General features: G+C 63.0%; 18 protein-coding genes. 3 read left to right on the top strand and 15 right to left on the bottom strand.

Translation table 11 applies throughout. From position 1 onward, the window contains the following. Positions 1 to 115 precede the first annotated feature (115 nt). From P0M04_RS08790 to P0M04_RS08800, 3 genes are read left to right on the top strand one after another with little or no spacing between them, the layout of a single operon-like run. The gene (locus P0M04_RS08790; protein WP_259451740.1) at positions 116 to 862 is read left to right on the top strand and encodes an HAD-IA family hydrolase; all 747 of its coding nucleotides are present in this window, start codon (positions 116 to 118) and stop codon (positions 860 to 862) included. Between the two features lie 4 nt (positions 863 to 866). After that, positions 867 to 1,442 carry a nucleoid occlusion factor SlmA gene (gene slmA, locus P0M04_RS08795; protein WP_259451741.1) on the top strand — a complete coding sequence of 192 codons (576 nt, stop codon included), beginning with the start codon at positions 867 to 869 and terminating at the stop codon, positions 1,440 to 1,442. A gap of 8 nt (positions 1,443 to 1,450) precedes the next feature. Then, a complete protein-coding gene (locus tag P0M04_RS08800) occupies positions 1,451 to 3,292 on the top strand; it encodes a chorismate-binding protein (RefSeq protein WP_259451742.1) in 1,842 nt (613 codons plus the stop codon). 80 nt (positions 3,293 to 3,372) lie between these two features. On the opposite strand, the gene P0M04_RS08805 is transcribed toward P0M04_RS08800, so the two are convergent. The 15 genes from P0M04_RS08805 to P0M04_RS08875 all read right to left on the bottom strand — a co-directional run bounded on the left by P0M04_RS08805 (position 3,373) and on the right by P0M04_RS08875 (position 15,380). After that, positions 3,373 to 3,990 (bottom strand): OmpW/AlkL family protein, encoded by a 618-nt coding sequence (locus P0M04_RS08805; protein ID WP_259451743.1) that lies wholly within the window; start codon positions 3,988 to 3,990, stop codon positions 3,373 to 3,375. A gap of 137 nt (positions 3,991 to 4,127) precedes the next feature. Further along, on the bottom strand, positions 4,128 to 4,724 hold the full coding sequence (locus tag P0M04_RS08810) for a glutathione peroxidase (protein WP_259451744.1): 597 nt from the start codon (positions 4,722 to 4,724) through the stop codon (positions 4,128 to 4,130). Between the two features lie 57 nt (positions 4,725 to 4,781). Further along, on the bottom strand, positions 4,782 to 5,618 hold the full coding sequence (locus P0M04_RS08815; RefSeq protein WP_259451745.1) for a PPK2 family polyphosphate kinase: 837 nt from the start codon (positions 5,616 to 5,618) through the stop codon (positions 4,782 to 4,784). Then, entirely contained in the window at positions 5,615 to 6,046 is a 432-nt protein-coding gene (locus P0M04_RS08820) for a CoA-binding protein (protein WP_259451746.1), read from the bottom strand. The genes P0M04_RS08815 and P0M04_RS08820 overlap by 4 nt, the downstream gene beginning before the upstream one ends. 198 nt (positions 6,047 to 6,244) lie before the next feature. Continuing rightward, positions 6,245 to 6,670: a F0F1 ATP synthase subunit epsilon gene (locus P0M04_RS08825; protein ID WP_259451747.1), complete on the bottom strand. Its 426-nt coding sequence runs from the start codon at positions 6,668 to 6,670 to the stop codon at positions 6,245 to 6,247. Between the two features lie 25 nt (positions 6,671 to 6,695). Then, on the bottom strand, positions 6,696 to 8,099 hold the full coding sequence (atpD, locus tag P0M04_RS08830; RefSeq protein ID WP_036237211.1) for a F0F1 ATP synthase subunit beta: 1,404 nt from the start codon (positions 8,097 to 8,099) through the stop codon (positions 6,696 to 6,698). A gap of 53 nt (positions 8,100 to 8,152) precedes the next feature. Next, entirely contained in the window at positions 8,153 to 9,034 is an 882-nt protein-coding gene (gene atpG / locus P0M04_RS08835) for a F0F1 ATP synthase subunit gamma (RefSeq protein WP_259451748.1), read from the bottom strand. A 64-nt stretch (positions 9,035 to 9,098) separates the two neighbouring features. After that, positions 9,099 to 10,634, bottom strand: coding sequence for a F0F1 ATP synthase subunit alpha (gene atpA / locus P0M04_RS08840; RefSeq protein ID WP_259451749.1), 1,536 nt, complete (start codon positions 10,632 to 10,634; stop codon positions 9,099 to 9,101). Positions 10,635 to 10,709: 75 nt separating this feature from the next. Further along, positions 10,710 to 11,243, bottom strand: coding sequence for a F0F1 ATP synthase subunit delta (locus P0M04_RS08845; protein ID WP_259451750.1), 534 nt, complete (start codon positions 11,241 to 11,243; stop codon positions 10,710 to 10,712). A gap of 2 nt (positions 11,244 to 11,245) precedes the next feature. After that, positions 11,246 to 11,716: a F0F1 ATP synthase subunit B gene (locus P0M04_RS08850; RefSeq protein ID WP_259451751.1), complete on the bottom strand. Its 471-nt coding sequence runs from the start codon at positions 11,714 to 11,716 to the stop codon at positions 11,246 to 11,248. A 73-nt stretch (positions 11,717 to 11,789) separates the two neighbouring features. Then, entirely contained in the window at positions 11,790 to 12,032 is a 243-nt protein-coding gene (gene atpE / locus P0M04_RS08855) for a F0F1 ATP synthase subunit C (protein ID WP_056133842.1), read from the bottom strand. A gap of 87 nt (positions 12,033 to 12,119) precedes the next feature. Beyond that, positions 12,120 to 12,950 (bottom strand): F0F1 ATP synthase subunit A, encoded by an 831-nt coding sequence (gene atpB / locus P0M04_RS08860; RefSeq protein WP_259451752.1) that lies wholly within the window; start codon positions 12,948 to 12,950, stop codon positions 12,120 to 12,122. Continuing rightward, positions 12,947 to 13,291 carry an ATP synthase subunit I gene (locus P0M04_RS08865; RefSeq protein ID WP_259451753.1) on the bottom strand — a complete coding sequence of 115 codons (345 nt, stop codon included), beginning with the start codon at positions 13,289 to 13,291 and terminating at the stop codon, positions 12,947 to 12,949. The genes atpB and P0M04_RS08865 overlap by 4 nt, the downstream gene beginning before the upstream one ends. A gap of 415 nt (positions 13,292 to 13,706) precedes the next feature. Beyond that, positions 13,707 to 14,591 (bottom strand): ParB/RepB/Spo0J family partition protein, encoded by an 885-nt coding sequence (locus P0M04_RS08870; protein ID WP_259451754.1) that lies wholly within the window; start codon positions 14,589 to 14,591, stop codon positions 13,707 to 13,709. 18 nt (positions 14,592 to 14,609) lie between these two features. Then, positions 14,610 to 15,380, bottom strand: coding sequence for a ParA family protein (locus P0M04_RS08875; RefSeq protein WP_259451755.1), 771 nt, complete (start codon positions 15,378 to 15,380; stop codon positions 14,610 to 14,612). Positions 15,381 to 15,498 lie beyond the last annotated feature (118 nt).

Raw genomic sequence — 15,498 nt, forward strand, 5'->3', positions numbered from 1 at the left:
GTCATCCTTGACTCATTGTGGATGAGCCCGCTTAGCCCACCTGCGAGCTGTATCAGAGGAAGCCTTTGACGCCGGCCCGATATAATCGCGATTCCACTGTTCGTTTTTCGTTCCCGTGTCCAAGCCCCTCTCGCCTGTCTGGCTGTTCGACCTCGACAACACGCTGCACGATGCATCGCACGCGATCTTTCCGGCGATTAGCGCCAACATGAACACGTACATCGCGCGCGTGCTCGGCGACGGCGTCACGCCCGCAAGCCGGGAAGCGGTCGATGCGGCCCGCGTCGGCTACTGGAAGCGCTACGGCGCGACGCTGCTGGGCATGATTCGCCACCACCGCGTGGACGCGGCCGACTTCCTGCGCCAGACGCACGACATCGGCGCGCTGCACGAGCTGGTGCGCTACGAGCGCGGCCTGGAGCGCCTGCTGCGCCGCCTGCCCGGCCGCAAGATCCTGCTGACGAACGCGCCGACCGCGTATTCGACGGGCGTCGTGCGCCACATCGGGCTGCAGCGCCAGTTCGCCCACCATGTCTCGATCGAGGACATGCGCGTGCACGGCCAGCTGCGTCCCAAGCCGTCGAAGCTGATGCTGCGCCGCCTGCTGCGGCGCCATCGCGTGGCGGCCGGGCGCTGCATCCTCGTCGAGGACACCCTCATGAACCTCAAGCGCGCCAAGCAGCTCGGCGTGCGCACGGCGTGGGTCACGCAATACCTGCGCTTCAGCGATCCGATCGGCAAAGCCCCGTTGCCGAAGATGGTCAAACGCCCCGGTTACGTCGATGTCAAAGTAAAATCCGTGCTCAAGCTGCCCGCGCACCTGCGCCGGCTCGCACCCAGATACAACACGGAGAACCTCTAACAACATGGCAAGCACCAAGCCGGGCCAACGCAAACAGCAGATCCTCCAGGCCCTGGCGGCCATGCTCGAACACCCGAAGGGCGAGAAGATCACGACGGCGGCGCTGGCCGCCCGGCTGTCGGTGTCGGAAGCGGCCCTGTATCGCCATTTCGCCAGCAAGGCGCAGATGTTCGAGGGCCTGATCGAATTCATCGAGGGTACCGTGTTCACCCTGTTCAACCAGGTCGCGGAACGCGAGGACAACGGCCTCGCGCAGGCGCATGCGATGCTGCAGATCCTGCTGTCGTTCTCCGTCAACAATCCGGGCATGACGCGCGTGCTGATCGGCGACGCCCTCGTCGGCGAAGACGACCGCCTGGTCGTGCGCATGAACCAGTTCTACGACAAGGTCGAGCTGGCGTTCAAGCAGGCGCTGCGCGTGGCCAGCACGCAGGGCCACGGCCGCGAGGAAGACGTGGCCGCGCGCGCCGGGATGCTCGTCGCGTACGTGACCGGACGCTGGCACCGCTACGCCAAGAGCGGTTTCAAACAACACCCCACCGAGAACAGCCCGCTGCAGCTGGCCCTTCTCCTCGCCTGACCACCGCCATGGATGCCACCGTGTTCGCCCTGCTCGACGACGCGAGCCCCGAAGGCCATGCGCAGGCGCGCTCGCGCCTGTACGAGGGCTATGCGGGCATGCTGGCGTGCCAGCGCGTGGAAGACTGGCCGCGCCTGCTGGACGGCGTGCAGGACGCCCTCGCGCGCGGCCTGCACGCCGTGCCGGTGCTGACGTATGAACTGGGCGAGCAGCTGCTCGGCATCGCACCGCCGCGCGAGCTGCATGCGCCGCTGGCCCAGGTGCTGCTGTTCGAGCGCTACACGATGCTGGATGCGGACCAGGTCGACGCCTGGCTGGCCACGAGCGCACCGGACACCCCGGCCGGCATCGGCGCCGTGCGCGCCAACGTCGACGAAGCCACGTTCGCGCAGGCCATCGACCGCATCCGCGACTACATCGCAGCCGGCGACACGTACCAGGTCAATTACACGTACCGTCTCCGCTTCGACGCCTTCGGCGACATCAAACAGCTGTACGCGCGCCTGCGCGCACGCCAGCCGGTGCCCTACGGTGCGCTCATTGCCCTACCGGATGGACGCGCAGTGCTGTCGCTGTCGCCCGAACTGTTCGTGCGCCACGATGCCGGCCGGCTGCTGGCGCGTCCGATGAAGGGCACCGCGCCGGCCGACACGGACGACGTGGTGAACGCCGTACGCGCGCAGCACCTGGCAGCCGATCCGAAGAACCGCGCCGAGAACCTCATGATCGTCGACCTGCTGCGCAACGACCTGGGACGCATCGCGCGCACCGGCAGCGTGGGCGTGCCGGCGCTGTTCGAGGTGAAGCGCTACAGCAGCGTGCTGCAGATGACGTCCACCGTGCAGGCCCAGCTCGCGCCGGGCACCACGTTGCAGGACATCTTTACCGCCCTGTATCCCTGCGGCTCGATCACGGGCGCACCCAAGCGCCGCACGATGGAAATCATCCGCGAACTGGAACCGGCCGCGCGCGGCATCTATACGGGCGCGATCGGCTGGATCGATCCGCCGGCGGGCAACGGGTTCGGGACGCTGCAGAATGCGCGGTTCGGCGACTTCTGTTTATCCGTCCCGATCCGCACCCTGACCTTGCAGCCGGAACAGAACGGCGTGCGGCACGGCGAACTCGGGGTCGGCGCGGGCATCGTGTACGACAGCGACGCGGGCGCCGAGTTTGCCGAATGCCGGCTCAAGGCGGGCTTCCTCACGGGCCTGGCGAACGACTTCGAGATCTTCGAGACCATCTACGGCACGCGCGCGGACGGCTGCCGCCATCTGGAGCGCCACCTCGCGCGCCTTGGCGCGTCCGCCGCGTATTTCGGTCACCCGTTCAAGCCGGAGCTGGCGCGCGCTGCCGCAATGGAAGCGTGCGCTGTGCTGCCGGACGACGCCCCGCACCGCGTACGGCTCGCGCTGCGCCCGGACGGCGAGATCGTCGTGCAGACGGGCGCGCTGGCGCCCCTCGCCGAACCGGTCGCCGTGCTGCTGGCCGACGCGCCCACGCGCGCGCACGACGTCTTCCTGCGTCATAAAACGAGCATCCGCAGCCGCTACGACGCCGCCTGGCGCGCGGCGGAAAGCGCCGGCGCCTTCGACACGCTGTTCTTCAACGAACGCGGCGAACTGACGGAGGGTGGCCGCAGCAACGTGTTCGTGAAGATCGGTGGCCACTGGTACACGCCGCCGCTGTCGTCCGGCGTACTGCCCGGCGTGATGCGCGGCGTGCTGCTGGACGATCCGGCCTGGGGCGCGATCGAATGCCCGCTCACGCGCGACAGCCTTGCGCGCGCGCAGGAGATCGTCGTCTGCAACGCCTTACGCGGGCCGCTGCGCGCGGTGCTGCGCAAATAAAAAAGGCCGACATGAGGCCGGCCAAAACCGGCCTGTTACGGCCGGCACGCTTTTGGAGGAAGCGGGGTTCGTTACGGGGGTCAGAACCGGTAGCCGATGCCGGCGCCTAACAGCACCGGATCGATCTTCACGCGGCTCGCGCGTGCGCCGTTGATGTCGACGTCGCTGCGGATCTGTACCTTCTTCACGTCGAGATTGACCGACCATTGTTTGTCGATGCGGATGTCGACGCCGGCCTGCAGCGCCGCGCCGATGCTGTCGTGCTCGAGGCGTCCGGCGCCATCCAGGATGTCGACCTTGGAAATCAGGGTGTAATTGATGCCGGCGCCGACGTATGGGTCGATCTGCGCGCCAGGCAGGAAGTGGTATTGCGCCAGCAGGGTCGGCGGCACGTGCTTGAAGCTGCCGATGCGCTTGCCGTCCAGCGTGACGTCATGCTTTTGCGGCACCGTGAGGACGAGCTCCGCGGCCCAGTTGGGCGTAAAAAAATAGGAGATGTCGACTTCAGGGATCCACTTGTCGCCGACGTGCAGGCGGTCGCTCGCGCCGGTACCGCCGACGGGATCGGACTTGTCGGCCGGATCGATGTGCACCGCCCGCGCGCGCACCAGCCACGGCGATTCCTGCGCCAGTGCGGGCACGGCAGCCCCGACGAGACCCAGGGCGGCGAACACCAGTTTCAGCATCGACTTCTTCATGGTGAGACCTTTCTTCGTGTTGTTGTTCAACGAAGATCAGTCTATTGAGCCACCTCAACAAAATCGTTGATGTGCATCAAAATGACCATGAAGGTATGCGGGTTATTACGATAAACCTGTCACCGGTCAAGAGAAGCTCAGCCCTTCAGTGCCTGCTCGATCTTGCCGACGAGGGTCGGATCTTCCGGCGTCACCTTGCTCGGGAAGTAGTCGATGACTTTGCCGTTGCGGTCGATCAGGTATTTGTTGAAGTTCCACTTGGGCTGGTTGCCCGTCGCCTTGATCAGCTCCGAGTACAGCGGATTGGCTTTATCGCCGGAGACGACGGTGCTGGTGAACATCGGGAACTTCACGCCGTACGTGTTGTAGCAGAGGTCGGCGATTTTCTTCGCGTCCGCGTCTTCCTGTTTGAAGTCGTTCGACGGGAAGCCCAGCACGACGAGGCCGCGCGGCGCGTATTTCGCGTACAGCTTTTCCAGGCCTTCGTACTGCTTGGTGAAACCGCAGTAGCTGGCCGTGTTCACCACCAGCACGACCTTGCCGCTGTATTGGCACAGGTCCTGCGGCGTTTCGTCCTGCAGGCGGTTGAAGGTGTGCTTCAGCACGGCCGGGCAGCTGGCCGGGTGAGCCGCGGGCTGGGCGGCCGGCGTCTGCGCCAGCGCGGGTGCCGCCGTCAGCGTGGAAAACGTCGCGGCGGCGCCGAGGGAAAGCAGCAAAGCGGTGGACTTGAACATGGTCGGAGATCGTACGGGTTGGTGGATCTCCATTCTATGCCAATCTCACCCGTCGACTCAGTTGTCTATCCTTACCTTGGCCATGTCCGCCTTCGGCTCAGGCCACTCGAGCTTCATGCCCTGCATGGTCTCCAGCATCAGGTGGGCGATGATCAGGTTGCGGTGCGTCTTCGAATCCGCCGGCACGATGTACCACGGCGCGTGGTCGCCGTCCGTCGCGTTGATCGCGTCGGCGTAGGCGTCCTGGTAGACGTCCCATTTTTCGCGCGCGGTAAGGTCGGCCGGGTCGAACTTCCAGTGCTTCTCGGGATCGTCCAGGCGTGCCTGCAGGCGCTCGCGCTGCTCGTCCTTCGAGATGTGCAGGAAGACCTTCATGACCGTCGTCCCCGTCTCGGCCAGCATGCGTTCGAAGTCGCGGATCTGGGCGTAGCGGCGGTCGAGGTCCTTCCCGTCCAGCGTGCCGAGAATGCGCGGCACGAGCACGTCTTCGTAATGGCTGCGGTTGAAGATCCCGATTTCTCCCTTGGCCGGCACGCGCGCGTGCACGCGCCAGAGGAAATCGTGGGCCTTTTCCTTCTCGGTCGGCGCCACGAAGCCGGTGGCGTGCAGGCCCATCGGATTGATCTGCGAGAACAGCGCACGCACGGTGCCGTCCTTGCCGGAGGTGTCCATCCCCTGCAGGATCAGCAGCAGCTTCTGGTCGCGCGCCGCATACAACTTTTCCTGCAGCTTGGCCACTTCGGCCGTCAGCTCGGCAGTGAGCACCCGCTCGCGCTCCTTGATCTCGCCATTCTTGAGCTTGCCCTTCTTGTCGTCGCGCAGCGGGGTATCGCCGGCATCCTTGTCGCGCAATTCCAGGTGCTTGGGTGCGCGGAAGCGTTCCAGCATGCTCATGCGGCCTGTTCTCCCAGCTTGCGGTGCTCGATCAGCATGCAGTGGTTCATGACCACGTCCAGGCCCGCGGCCCGGGCCAGGTCGGCGGCGACCTGGTTCTCGATGCCGAGCTGCATCCACAGGCACCCGGCGCGCACGTCGATGGCGTCCTTGGCGATCGGCGGGATCTCTTCGGATTTGCGGAAGCAATCGACGATGTCGATGCGCGTACCGGACGACGCGAGCGCATCGGCCGCTTCCTGGAGCGTGCCGTAGACGGTCTCGCCGAGGATCTCCTGGCCGGCGTACGCGGGATTGATGGGGATGATGCGGTAGCCCTGCCCCTGCAGGTAGCTGGCGACTTCCAGGCTGGCGCGTTCGGGCTTGTTCGAGAGCCCGACGACGGCCACGGTCCGGGCGGCGCGGAGGATTTGTTCGATGGTTCGCATGTGATTACTCGTCGTCTTGTCGTTGATGCCAGCTTATCAGGTTTGCATCTTCGGACGGCGCCGCTTACACCGGGGTCAGAGCCCGAATTTCGGCAACGGCTCGCGGGCTATTTCCCAAAACCGGGCTCTGACCCCGGTTCCGGGAAATAAAAAAGGCAGCCAGGGCTGCCTTTTTTTTGAGCGCTCGAACAACAGCGATCAGCGTCCTTTATGACGCAGCTTGGCGATGGCGGCCAGCTGGGCGACCGCCGCCGCCAGTTCGGCTTGCGCCTTGGCGTAGTCGATTGCCGATTCCTTGTTGACCATCAGCTCTTCGGCCTTGCGCTTGGCTTCCTGGGCTTTCGCTTCGTCCAGGTCGGCGCCGCGGATCGCGGTGTCGGCGAGGACGGTCACGCCTTTCGGCTGGACTTCCAGGATGCCGCCGGCGACGAACACGAACTCTTCGTCGCTGCGGCCCGCCACTTTGATGCGCACGGCACCCGGGCGGATGCGCGTGATCAAGGGGGTGTGCATCGGGTAGATACCCAGCTCACCCGATTCACCCGGCAACGCGACGAATTCCGCTTCGCCCGAAAAGATCTGCTCTTCGGCCGAGACGACGTCAACGTGAATGGTATTTGCCATAAGTGTCCTTTGAAGAGGCTAGCGATTAGGCAGCCAGCTTCTTGGCCTTCTCGATCGCTTCTTCGATGGTGCCGACCATGTAGAACGCCTGCTCCGGCAGGTGGTCCAGCTCGCCCGACGCGATCATCTTGAAGCCCTTGATCGTGTCTTTCAGCGAGACGTACTTGCCCGGTGCGCCGGTGAACACTTCAGCGACGTGGAACGGCTGCGACAGGAAACGCTGCATCTTACGTGCGCGTGCGACGACCAGCTTGTCTTCCGGTGCCAGTTCGTCCATGCCCAGAATCGCGATGATGTCACGCAGTTCCTTGTAGCGCTGCAGGGTGCCCTGCACGGCGCGCGCAGTCGTGTAGTGCTCTTCGCCGACGACCAGCGGGTCCAGCTGGCGCGAGGTCGAGTCCAGCGGGTCCACGGCCGGGTAGATACCCAGCGAGGCGATGTCACGCGACAGAACGACGGTCGAGTCCAGGTGGGCGAAGGTCGTGGCAGGCGACGGGTCGGTCAAGTCGTCCGCAGGGACGTACACGGCCTGGATCGAGGTGATCGAACCGGTCTTGGTCGACGTGATGCGCTCTTGCAGGCGGCCCATTTCTTCGGCCAGCGTCGGCTGGTAGCCCACGGCGGACGGCATACGGCCCAGCAGTGCCGACACTTCGGTACCGGCCAGCGTGTAACGGTAGATGTTGTCGACGAAGAACAGAACGTCCTTGCCTTCGTCACGGAACGCTTCCGCCATCGTCAGGCCGGTCAGCGCGACGCGCAGACGGTTGCCCGGCGGTTCGTTCATCTGGCCGTAGACCATCGCGACCTTCGAGTTGCCCAGGTTGTCCAGATCGACGACCTTCGCATCGGCCATTTCGTGGTAGAAGTCGTTACCTTCACGGGTACGCTCACCCACGCCGGCGAACACGGACAGACCCGAGTGCGCTTTAGCGATGTTGTTGATCAGTTCCATCATGTTCACGGTCTTGCCGACGCCGGCGCCGCCGAACAGGCCGACCTTACCGCCTTTGGCGAACGGGCAGACCAGGTCGATCACCTTGATGCCGGTTTCCAGCAGGTCTTGCGACGGCGACAGCTCGTCGTACTGCGGGGCGGTACGGTGGATCGACGCGGTGCGTTCCTGGCTGACCGGACCGCGCTCGTCGATCGGGTTGCCCAGCACGTCCATGATGCGGCCCAGCGTGGCCGGACCAACCGGGACCATGATCGGGTTGCCGGTGTTCTGGATGGTCATGCCGCGACGCAGGCCTTCCGAGCTGCCCAGCGCGATGGTGCGGACGATGCCGTCGCCCAGCTGCTGCTGCACTTCCAGCGTCAGTTCGGAGCCTTCCATTTTCAGTGCGTCATACACCTTCGGCATGGCGTCGCGCGGGAATTCCACGTCAACCACCGCGCCGATACACTGAACGATTTTGCCATCAGCCATTTTCGTTCCTTCAGATATAGTTTTAATGTCGTTTCGTGAGGTCGCTACGTCGCTCAGCTGCTGATCGCAGCTGCGCCCGACACGATCTCGGAGAGTTCTTTGGTAATCGCCGCCTGGCGGGTCTTGTTGTAGACCAGCTTCAGCTCGCCGATGACGTTACCCGCGTTGTCGGTCGCGGCCTTCATCGCCACCATACGCGCCGATTGCTCGGACGCCAGGTTCTCGGCCACCGCCTGGTAGATCAGCGCTTCCACGTAACGGACCAGCAGCTCGTCGATCACGACTTGCGCGTCCGGCTCGTAGATGTAGTCCCACGAGTGGGCGCCGCTGTCCGCTTCCAGGTGACCGGCCGGCAGCGGGAGCAACTGCTCGATGACCGGTTCCTGGCGCATGGTGTTGATGAACTTGGTGTAGCACAGGTACACCGCGTCCAGCTGACCATCCTGGTAAGCGTCGAGCATGACCTTGATCGGGCCGATCAGCTTTTCCAGGTGCGGGGTGTCGCCGATCTGGGTGACGCTCGACACGACCTTCACGCCGACACGGTTCAGGAAACCCAGACCTTTATTGCCGATTGCAACGGCTTCAATGCGTTTGCCCGTGCTTTCCAGCTCGCGGGACTTCTGCGTCACCTGGCGCAGCACGTTGGTGTTCATGCCGCCGCACAGACCCTTGTCGGTCGTGACGACGATGAAGCCGACGGCTTTCGCCTCGACGTCCTTGGCTTGCGCCATGAACGCGTGGGTGTACTCCGGGTTCGCAGTGGCGAGGTTGGCCGTGATGTTACGGACCTTCTCGCTGTAGGGACGGGCGGCGCGCATCCGGTCCTGCGCCTTGCGCATCTTGGACGCGGCGACCATTTCCATCGCCTTGGTGATCTTCTTCGTATTTTCTACGCTCTTGATCTTGCCTCGTATCTCTTTGCCTGCTGCCATGAGCCCTTACTCCTTAAGTGGACGGGGATTGCTCCCCGTCCCGAGATCCATCAATAAGCCGGTCTTAGAACGACTTCTTGAAATCGGCGACGGCGGCGGCCAGCGCTGCTTCGCTGTCCTTGTCCAGTGCCTTGGTCTCTTCGATCTTCGACAGCAGCGCGCCGTGGCTCGACTTCAGGAAGCCGTGCAGGCCCGCTTCGAAGTCCAGCACGCGCTTGACGTCGATGCTGTCGAAGAAGCCCTTGTTGACGGCGAACAGCGAAGCGGCCATCAGCGAGATCGGCAGCGGCGAGTACTGCTTCTGCTTCAGCAGTTCGGTCACGCGCGCACCGCGGTCCAGCTGCTTGCGGGTCGATTCGTCCAGGTCCGATGCGAACTGCGCGAACGCGGCCAGTTCACGGTACTGTGCCAGGTCGGTACGGATACCGCCGGACAGGCCCTTGATGACCTTGGTCTGGGCTGCGCCACCGACGCGCGACACCGAGATACCTGCGTTGATCGCCGGACGGATACCGGCGTTGAACAGCGAGGTTTCCAGGAAGATCTGGCCGTCGGTAATCGAGATCACGTTGGTCGGCACGAATGCCGAGACGTCGCCCGCTTGCGTTTCGATGATCGGCAGTGCGGTCAGCGAACCGGTCTTGCCCTTGACGGCGCCGCCGGTGAAGGCTTCGACGTAGTCGGCGTTGACGCGTGCGGCACGCTCCAGCAGACGGCTGTGCAGGTAGAACACGTCGCCCGGGTACGCTTCGCGGCCCGGCGGACGGCGCAGCAGCAGCGAGATCTGGCGATAAGCGACTGCCTGCTTCGACAGGTCGTCGTACACGATCAGCGCGTCTTCGCCGCGGTCGCGGAAGTATTCGCCCATCGCGCAGCCCGAGTAGGCCGAGATGTATTGCATTGCAGCCGATTCGGACGCCGATGCGGCGACGACGATCGTGTATTCCATCGCGCCGTGCTCTTCCAGCGAGCGGACGATGTTCTTGATGGTCGATGCCTTCTGGCCGATTGCGACGTACACGCAGGTGACGTTCTGGCCCTTCTGGTTGATGATCGCGTCGACAGCGACAGCCGATTTACCGGTCTGGCGGTCGCCGATGATCAGCTCGCGCTGGCCACGGCCGATCGGCACCATCGCGTCGATCGACTTGATACCGGTCTGCAGCGGCTGCGAGACGGATTCACGGGCGATCACGCCCGGGGCGATCTTTTCGATCGGGGCGGTCAGCTTGGCGTCGACCGGACCCTTGCCGTCGATCGGCTGGCCCAGTGCGTTGACGACGCGGCCGCGCAGTTCCGGACCGATCGGCACTTCCAGGATGCGGCCCGTGGTCTTGACGGTGTCGCCTTCCGAGATGCCTTCGTAGGCGCCCAGGATCACGGCGCCGACCGAGTCGCGCTCGAGGTTCATGGCGAGGCCGAAGGTGTTGCCCGGGAATTCCAGCATCTCGCCCTGCATCACGTCCGACAGACCATGGATGCGGCAGATACCGTCGGCGACGGAGATCACCGTGCCTTGGTTACGAACATCAGCCTGACCTTCGAGGCCCTGGATGCGGCTCTTGATCAGTTCGCTGATTTCAGACGAATTAAGTTGCATGAGTGCTAACTCCTAATAGTTTCTTGATGCGTAGGGCAAGTCCTGGACGCGGCGACGGTGCTTGTCTAGCGATTCTCAGGCAACCAGCGCGTTGTGCATCTGCTGCAGCTTCGCGCGGACCGAGGTATCGAGCACTTCATCGCCGACGACCACGCGCACGCCACCGATCAGCGACGGATCGACCACGACCGTGGGGTTCAGCTTGCGGCCAAATTTCTTTTCCAGCGTGGCGACCAGCTGGTTGAGCTGATCGGCCGAAAGTTCAAACGCGCTATGGATCGTCGCGTCGGCGGCGCCTTCCTGTGCATTCTTGAGCACAGCGAATTGGGCACCGATTTCCGGCAGCAGGGCAACGCGGCCATTCTCGGCCAGCATCGCGATAAAGTTCTTCGCTTCAGCGTTCAGCGGCGACTTGACCAGGGACGCAATCGTATCGGCCAGCTGTGCTTGCTTGACGTTCGGATTGGCAGCAAAAGCCTGCACATCCGGATTGGCACCGATCAGCGCCAGTTCCGCGACGGTGGCCGACCAGGCGGCCAGGTCGCCCTGCTGGGCGACGCGGAACAGGGCTTCGGCGTAAGGGCGGGCGACGGTTGCGAGTTCAGCCATGATCAGAGCTCGGTCGACAGGCGGTTCAGCAGGTCGGCGTGGGCCGCTGCATTGACTTCGCGCTTCAGGATCTGCTCGGCACCGGCGACGGCCAGGGCAGCCACCTGGGCACGCAGTTCTTCGCGCGCGCGGGTAACCTGCTGTTCGGCGTCGGCCTTGGCACCTTCGACGATGCGTGCGGCTTCGACACTTGCCTGCTGCTTGGCTTCTTCGATGATCGCGGCGGCGCGCTTTTCGGCGTCGGCGATGCGCTTGGCGCTTTCGTCACGCGTCGCGGCCAGTTCGGCGGCGATGCGCTTTTCGGCGGCGGCCAGTTCCACCTTCCCGCGGTCTGCTGCGGCCAAACCGTTCGCGATCCTCTCGGCGCGCTCGTCGAGCGCTTTCATCACCGGTGGCCACACGAATTTCATCGTGACGAACACCAGGATGAAGAAGACCACGAACTGAACAAATAAAGTTGCGTTCAAGTTCACGGTAAATTCCTTCTCACAAAAACGGATGCCGAACCTGGGGGGTTCGGCTGTTCAGAACCGAATGATGATTCGATTAGGCGTGGAACGGATTTGCGAACGCGAACAGCATGGCGATACCGACGCCGATCAGGAATGCCGCGTCGATCAGACCGGCCAGCAGGAACATCTTGGTCTGCAGGGTATTCATCAGTTCAGGCTGACGTGCCGAAGCTTCCAGGTATTTGCCGCCCATCAGAGCGATACCGATACAGGCACCGATTGCACCCAGGCCGATGATCAGACCGCAAGCCAGCGCAACGTAAGAATAGTCAGTCATTAGATTTACTCCAAAAGTTATTTAAAAAATTAAAAATTTACAACTTCTTTACTACCACTATCTTGTTCGTTCTTGCGATCGCGTCGGTCAGTGGCTCTCGTGGGCCTGACCGATATACACCAGCGTCAGCATCATGAAGATGAATGCCTGGAGAAGCACGATCAGGATGTGGAAGATTGCCCAGATCGAACCCGCAATGATGTGGCCGACGATACCGAACACGGTGAGCGTGGAACCGAGCAGAGCAATCAACAGGAACAGCAGTTCGCCGGCGTACATGTTGCCGAACAGTCGCATGCCGAGCGACACCGTGCGTGCTGCGTATTCGATGATGTTCAGGAGCAGGTTGGCCGGCGCGAGCCAGATGCCGAACGGTGCGGCGAACAATTCGTGGATCCAGCCACCGATGCCTTTGATCTTGACGTTGTAGTACAGGACAACGGCCAGGACGCCCAGTGCAATGCCCATGGTGCCGTTCAGGTCGGCGGTCGGGACGATACGGAAATGCGGCTCACCCATGCCGAGGGCGCGGAACAGGCCGGCGAACAGGTCGACCGGCAGGAAGTCCATCGAGTTCATCAGGAACACCCAGACGAACACGGTCAGTGCCAGCGGCGCGATGAAGCGGCGGTCGCCGTGGACGATCGATTTCGACTGGTCTTCGACCATCTCGACGATGGATTCGAACAGACCCTGGAAACGGCCCGGTACGCCCGAGGTCGCACGACGAGCGGCGACCAACATGATCGCCAGTGCGATCACGCCAGTCAGAACCGACCAGAAGATCGTGTCGAGGTTCAATACGCTGAAGTCGACCACGAAGGACTGGTGACCTTTGGTGAAGTGGCCCAGGTGGTGCTGGATATATTCGCCTGCGGTTGGCGCATGCTCCGCCGCGGTTTCTACCGTGTTCGTCATTGTTTATGCCCAAATAATAAAATGATGTAACTTTTCAGCGCCACGATGAACCCGCCCAGCAGGGCCAGCCAGTTCAGGCCGTGGTACAGCCGCGCCGTTGCGTACAGCAGCGCGAGCGTTAAAGCAATCTTTACAAATTCCCAGATGAAAAATGTGGCAGGGTTTGGACCGCCCACTTTTTGTGAACTGGCGAACAGGCGAAACGCCATGATGCCATTGGGCACGACACAACACATCCCGCCAAGTACCGCCGAAAACATCGCAGCCCACCCCCCAAGCAGTCCGGCGATTACGCCGGCCACAAGTGTTGCCAGAATTTGCAGGGAGACCAAGCGCAGCATTTTTCTGTTCTTTTCGCGCCAGCCGTGGTGGAACCGTGTAACGGTATGGTAATTACATGAATCAGCGGGATTATAAGGTGTTATCGGAGCCATAGTCAAACTCTTCCGGCCTTGCGCTCGCTTATATCGGGTGTAAAAACTACAAACTATTTCGACAATAAAACGTTAAATTTCCTACGAAATGTTGTGTAATTACGACCGCACGGTGAGGTAAACCAACAGTTCCGGCCATGCATATACCGGCTCGCGCGGCCTGGTAGCGCGACCAAGGGCACACTCATCGGCCTGCTCGTTTTGCACCGCGGCAGTGAGGGCACTGGGCAGTGGGAGTGCGCGGGCGCGTCGCCGTGGTGCATCCGGTACGGATAAAAAAATGCCGGGCACCCGGCCCGGCATCGGTGCGGGAGTGTCCGCGTCAGGCGCGCAGGCGCGCGAGCACGGTGTCCAGGACGTCGAGGTCGGCGAAGTCGATGATCATCTGTCCCCTGCCCTTCGGCCCCATCTTGAACGCGACGGGCGTCGCCAGGCGGTCCGACAATTCCTCCTCGAGGCGCACGATGTCGCCCGATTTTTCTTTCTGGCGCGCCGCGACCGGCGGCGCGTTCTGTTCTTCCAGCGCGCGCGCGACCAGCTTTTCCGTCTCGCGGACGGACATGCGCTTGGCGATGACCTGGTTCGCCAGCGCGATCTGGCTGGCCGCGTCGACGGCCAGCAGGGCACGGGCGTGGCCCATGTCGATGTCGCCCGCCATCAGCATCGTCTGCACGGGCTGCGCGAGGTTTACGAGACGCAGCAGGTTCGACACGGCGCTGCGCGAACGGCCGACGGCCTGCGCCGCCTGCTCGTGGGTGAAACTGAATTCCGAAATCAGCCGCGCGATGCCCTGCGCCTCTTCCAGCGGATTCAGGTCTTCGCGCTGGATGTTCTCGATCAGCGCCATCGCGGCGGCGTTCTGGTCATCGACTTCGCGCACGAGCACGGGGATCTCGTCCAGGCCCGCCAGCTGGGCGGCGCGGAAGCGGCGTTCGCCGGCGATGATCTCGTAGCGCGCGCCGGACGGCGACACGTCGATCGGCCGTACGAGCACCGGCTGCATGATGCCCTGGGATTTGATCGACGCCGCCAGCTCGGCCAGCGAACCGTCGTCCATGCGCGTGCGCGGCTGGTATTTGCCGGCCTGGATCTGTCCGACCTGCAGCAGCGACGGCGCACCGGATGGTGCGGCCGGCGTCTCGGGAGTGTCTCCGCCCAGCAGCGCATCGAGGCCGCGGCCGAGTCCTTTGAGTTTTTTGGTTGCCATGACTTATGCTGGTTCTGGTTACATTGTCTTGATGCGTTCGACCATCTCGGCGCCGAAGGCAATATATGCCTGCGCGCCCTTCGAGGACGGATCGAACGTGACGCCCGGGATGCCGTACGACGGCGCTTCCGCCAGGCGCACGTTGCGCGGAATGATCGTCTTGAACACCTTGTCGCCGAAATGCTGCTCGAGCTGCGCCGACACCTGCTGCGACAAGGTCATGCGCGGATCGAACATCACGCGCAGCAGGCCGATGATGCGCAGATCATGGTTCAGGTTCGCATGCACCTTCTTGATCGTGTTCACGAGATCCGACAGGCCTTCCAGTGCGTAGTACTCGCACTGCATCGGGATGATGACGCCGTGCGCGGACACGAGACCGTTCAGGGTCAGCATCGACAGCGCGGGCGGGCAGTCGATCAAAATGAAATCGTAGTCGGCGTCGACCTTGGCCAGCGCTTCCTTCAGGCGGCGCTCGCGGTTTTCCAGCTCGACCATCTCCACTTCGGCACCGGCGAGTTCGCGGTTGGCGGGCAGGACGTCGAAGCGCCCTGCTTCGCTGCGCAGGCGCGCCGCGGCCACGTCGGCCTCGCCCAGCAGCACCTCGTAGATCGACGAGGTCAGCCCCGCCTTGTTGATGCCCGCGCCCATGGTGGCATTTCCCTGCGGGTCGAGGTCGACCAGCAGCACGCGCTGGTCAAGCTTGGCGAGGCCGGCGGACAGGTTCACGCTGGTGGTGGTCTTGCCGACCCCGCCCTTCTGGTTTGCTACGCAAAAAATTTTCGCCATGTATGCCTTTATCAGTCATACGATTAATACCATTAAAACGATTTATACGATTTATATGGTATTAACGGTATAAACTGTTTATACAGTTTATATGTTTGTGCCGGGACTGGAGTGCTCG

Origin of the sequence: Telluria mixta (assembly GCF_029223865.1) — a bacterium.
GTDB lineage: Bacteria > Pseudomonadota > Gammaproteobacteria > Burkholderiales > Burkholderiaceae_D > Telluria > Telluria mixta.

Excerpts from the sequence above, each read along its gene's own strand:
- P0M04_RS08820 (WP_259451746.1), bottom strand. The coding sequence starts at position 6,046 with ATGCGAACCATCGAACAAATCCTCCGCGCCGCCCGGACCGTGGCCGTC.
- atpE (WP_056133842.1), bottom strand. The coding sequence starts at position 12,032 with ATGACTGACTATTCTTACGTTGCGCTGGCTTGCGGTCTGATCATCGGC.
- P0M04_RS08870 (WP_259451754.1), bottom strand. The coding sequence starts at position 14,591 with ATGGCAACCAAAAAACTCAAAGGACTCGGCCGCGGCCTCGATGCGCTG.
- P0M04_RS08875 (WP_259451755.1), bottom strand. The coding sequence starts at position 15,380 with ATGGCGAAAATTTTTTGCGTAGCAAACCAGAAGGGCGGGGTCGGCAAG.
- P0M04_RS08810 (WP_259451744.1), bottom strand. The coding sequence starts at position 4,724 with ATGTTCAAGTCCACCGCTTTGCTGCTTTCCCTCGGCGCCGCCGCGACG.
- P0M04_RS08805 (WP_259451743.1), bottom strand. The coding sequence starts at position 3,990 with ATGAAGAAGTCGATGCTGAAACTGGTGTTCGCCGCCCTGGGTCTCGTC.
- P0M04_RS08800 (WP_259451742.1), top strand. The coding sequence starts at position 1,451 with ATGGATGCCACCGTGTTCGCCCTGCTCGACGACGCGAGCCCCGAAGGC.
- atpB (WP_259451752.1), bottom strand. The coding sequence starts at position 12,950 with ATGACGAACACGGTAGAAACCGCGGCGGAGCATGCGCCAACCGCAGGC.
- atpA (WP_259451749.1), bottom strand. The coding sequence starts at position 10,634 with ATGCAACTTAATTCGTCTGAAATCAGCGAACTGATCAAGAGCCGCATC.
- P0M04_RS08815 (WP_259451745.1), bottom strand. The coding sequence starts at position 5,618 with ATGAGCATGCTGGAACGCTTCCGCGCACCCAAGCACCTGGAATTGCGC.
- slmA (WP_259451741.1), top strand. The coding sequence starts at position 867 with ATGGCAAGCACCAAGCCGGGCCAACGCAAACAGCAGATCCTCCAGGCC.
- P0M04_RS08825 (WP_259451747.1), bottom strand. The coding sequence starts at position 6,670 with ATGGCAAATACCATTCACGTTGACGTCGTCTCGGCCGAAGAGCAGATC.
- atpD (WP_036237211.1), bottom strand. The coding sequence starts at position 8,099 with ATGGCTGATGGCAAAATCGTTCAGTGTATCGGCGCGGTGGTTGACGTG.
- atpG (WP_259451748.1), bottom strand. The coding sequence starts at position 9,034 with ATGGCAGCAGGCAAAGAGATACGAGGCAAGATCAAGAGCGTAGAAAAT.
- P0M04_RS08865 (WP_259451753.1), bottom strand. The coding sequence starts at position 13,291 with ATGCTGCGCTTGGTCTCCCTGCAAATTCTGGCAACACTTGTGGCCGGC.
- P0M04_RS08845 (WP_259451750.1), bottom strand. The coding sequence starts at position 11,243 with ATGGCTGAACTCGCAACCGTCGCCCGCCCTTACGCCGAAGCCCTGTTC.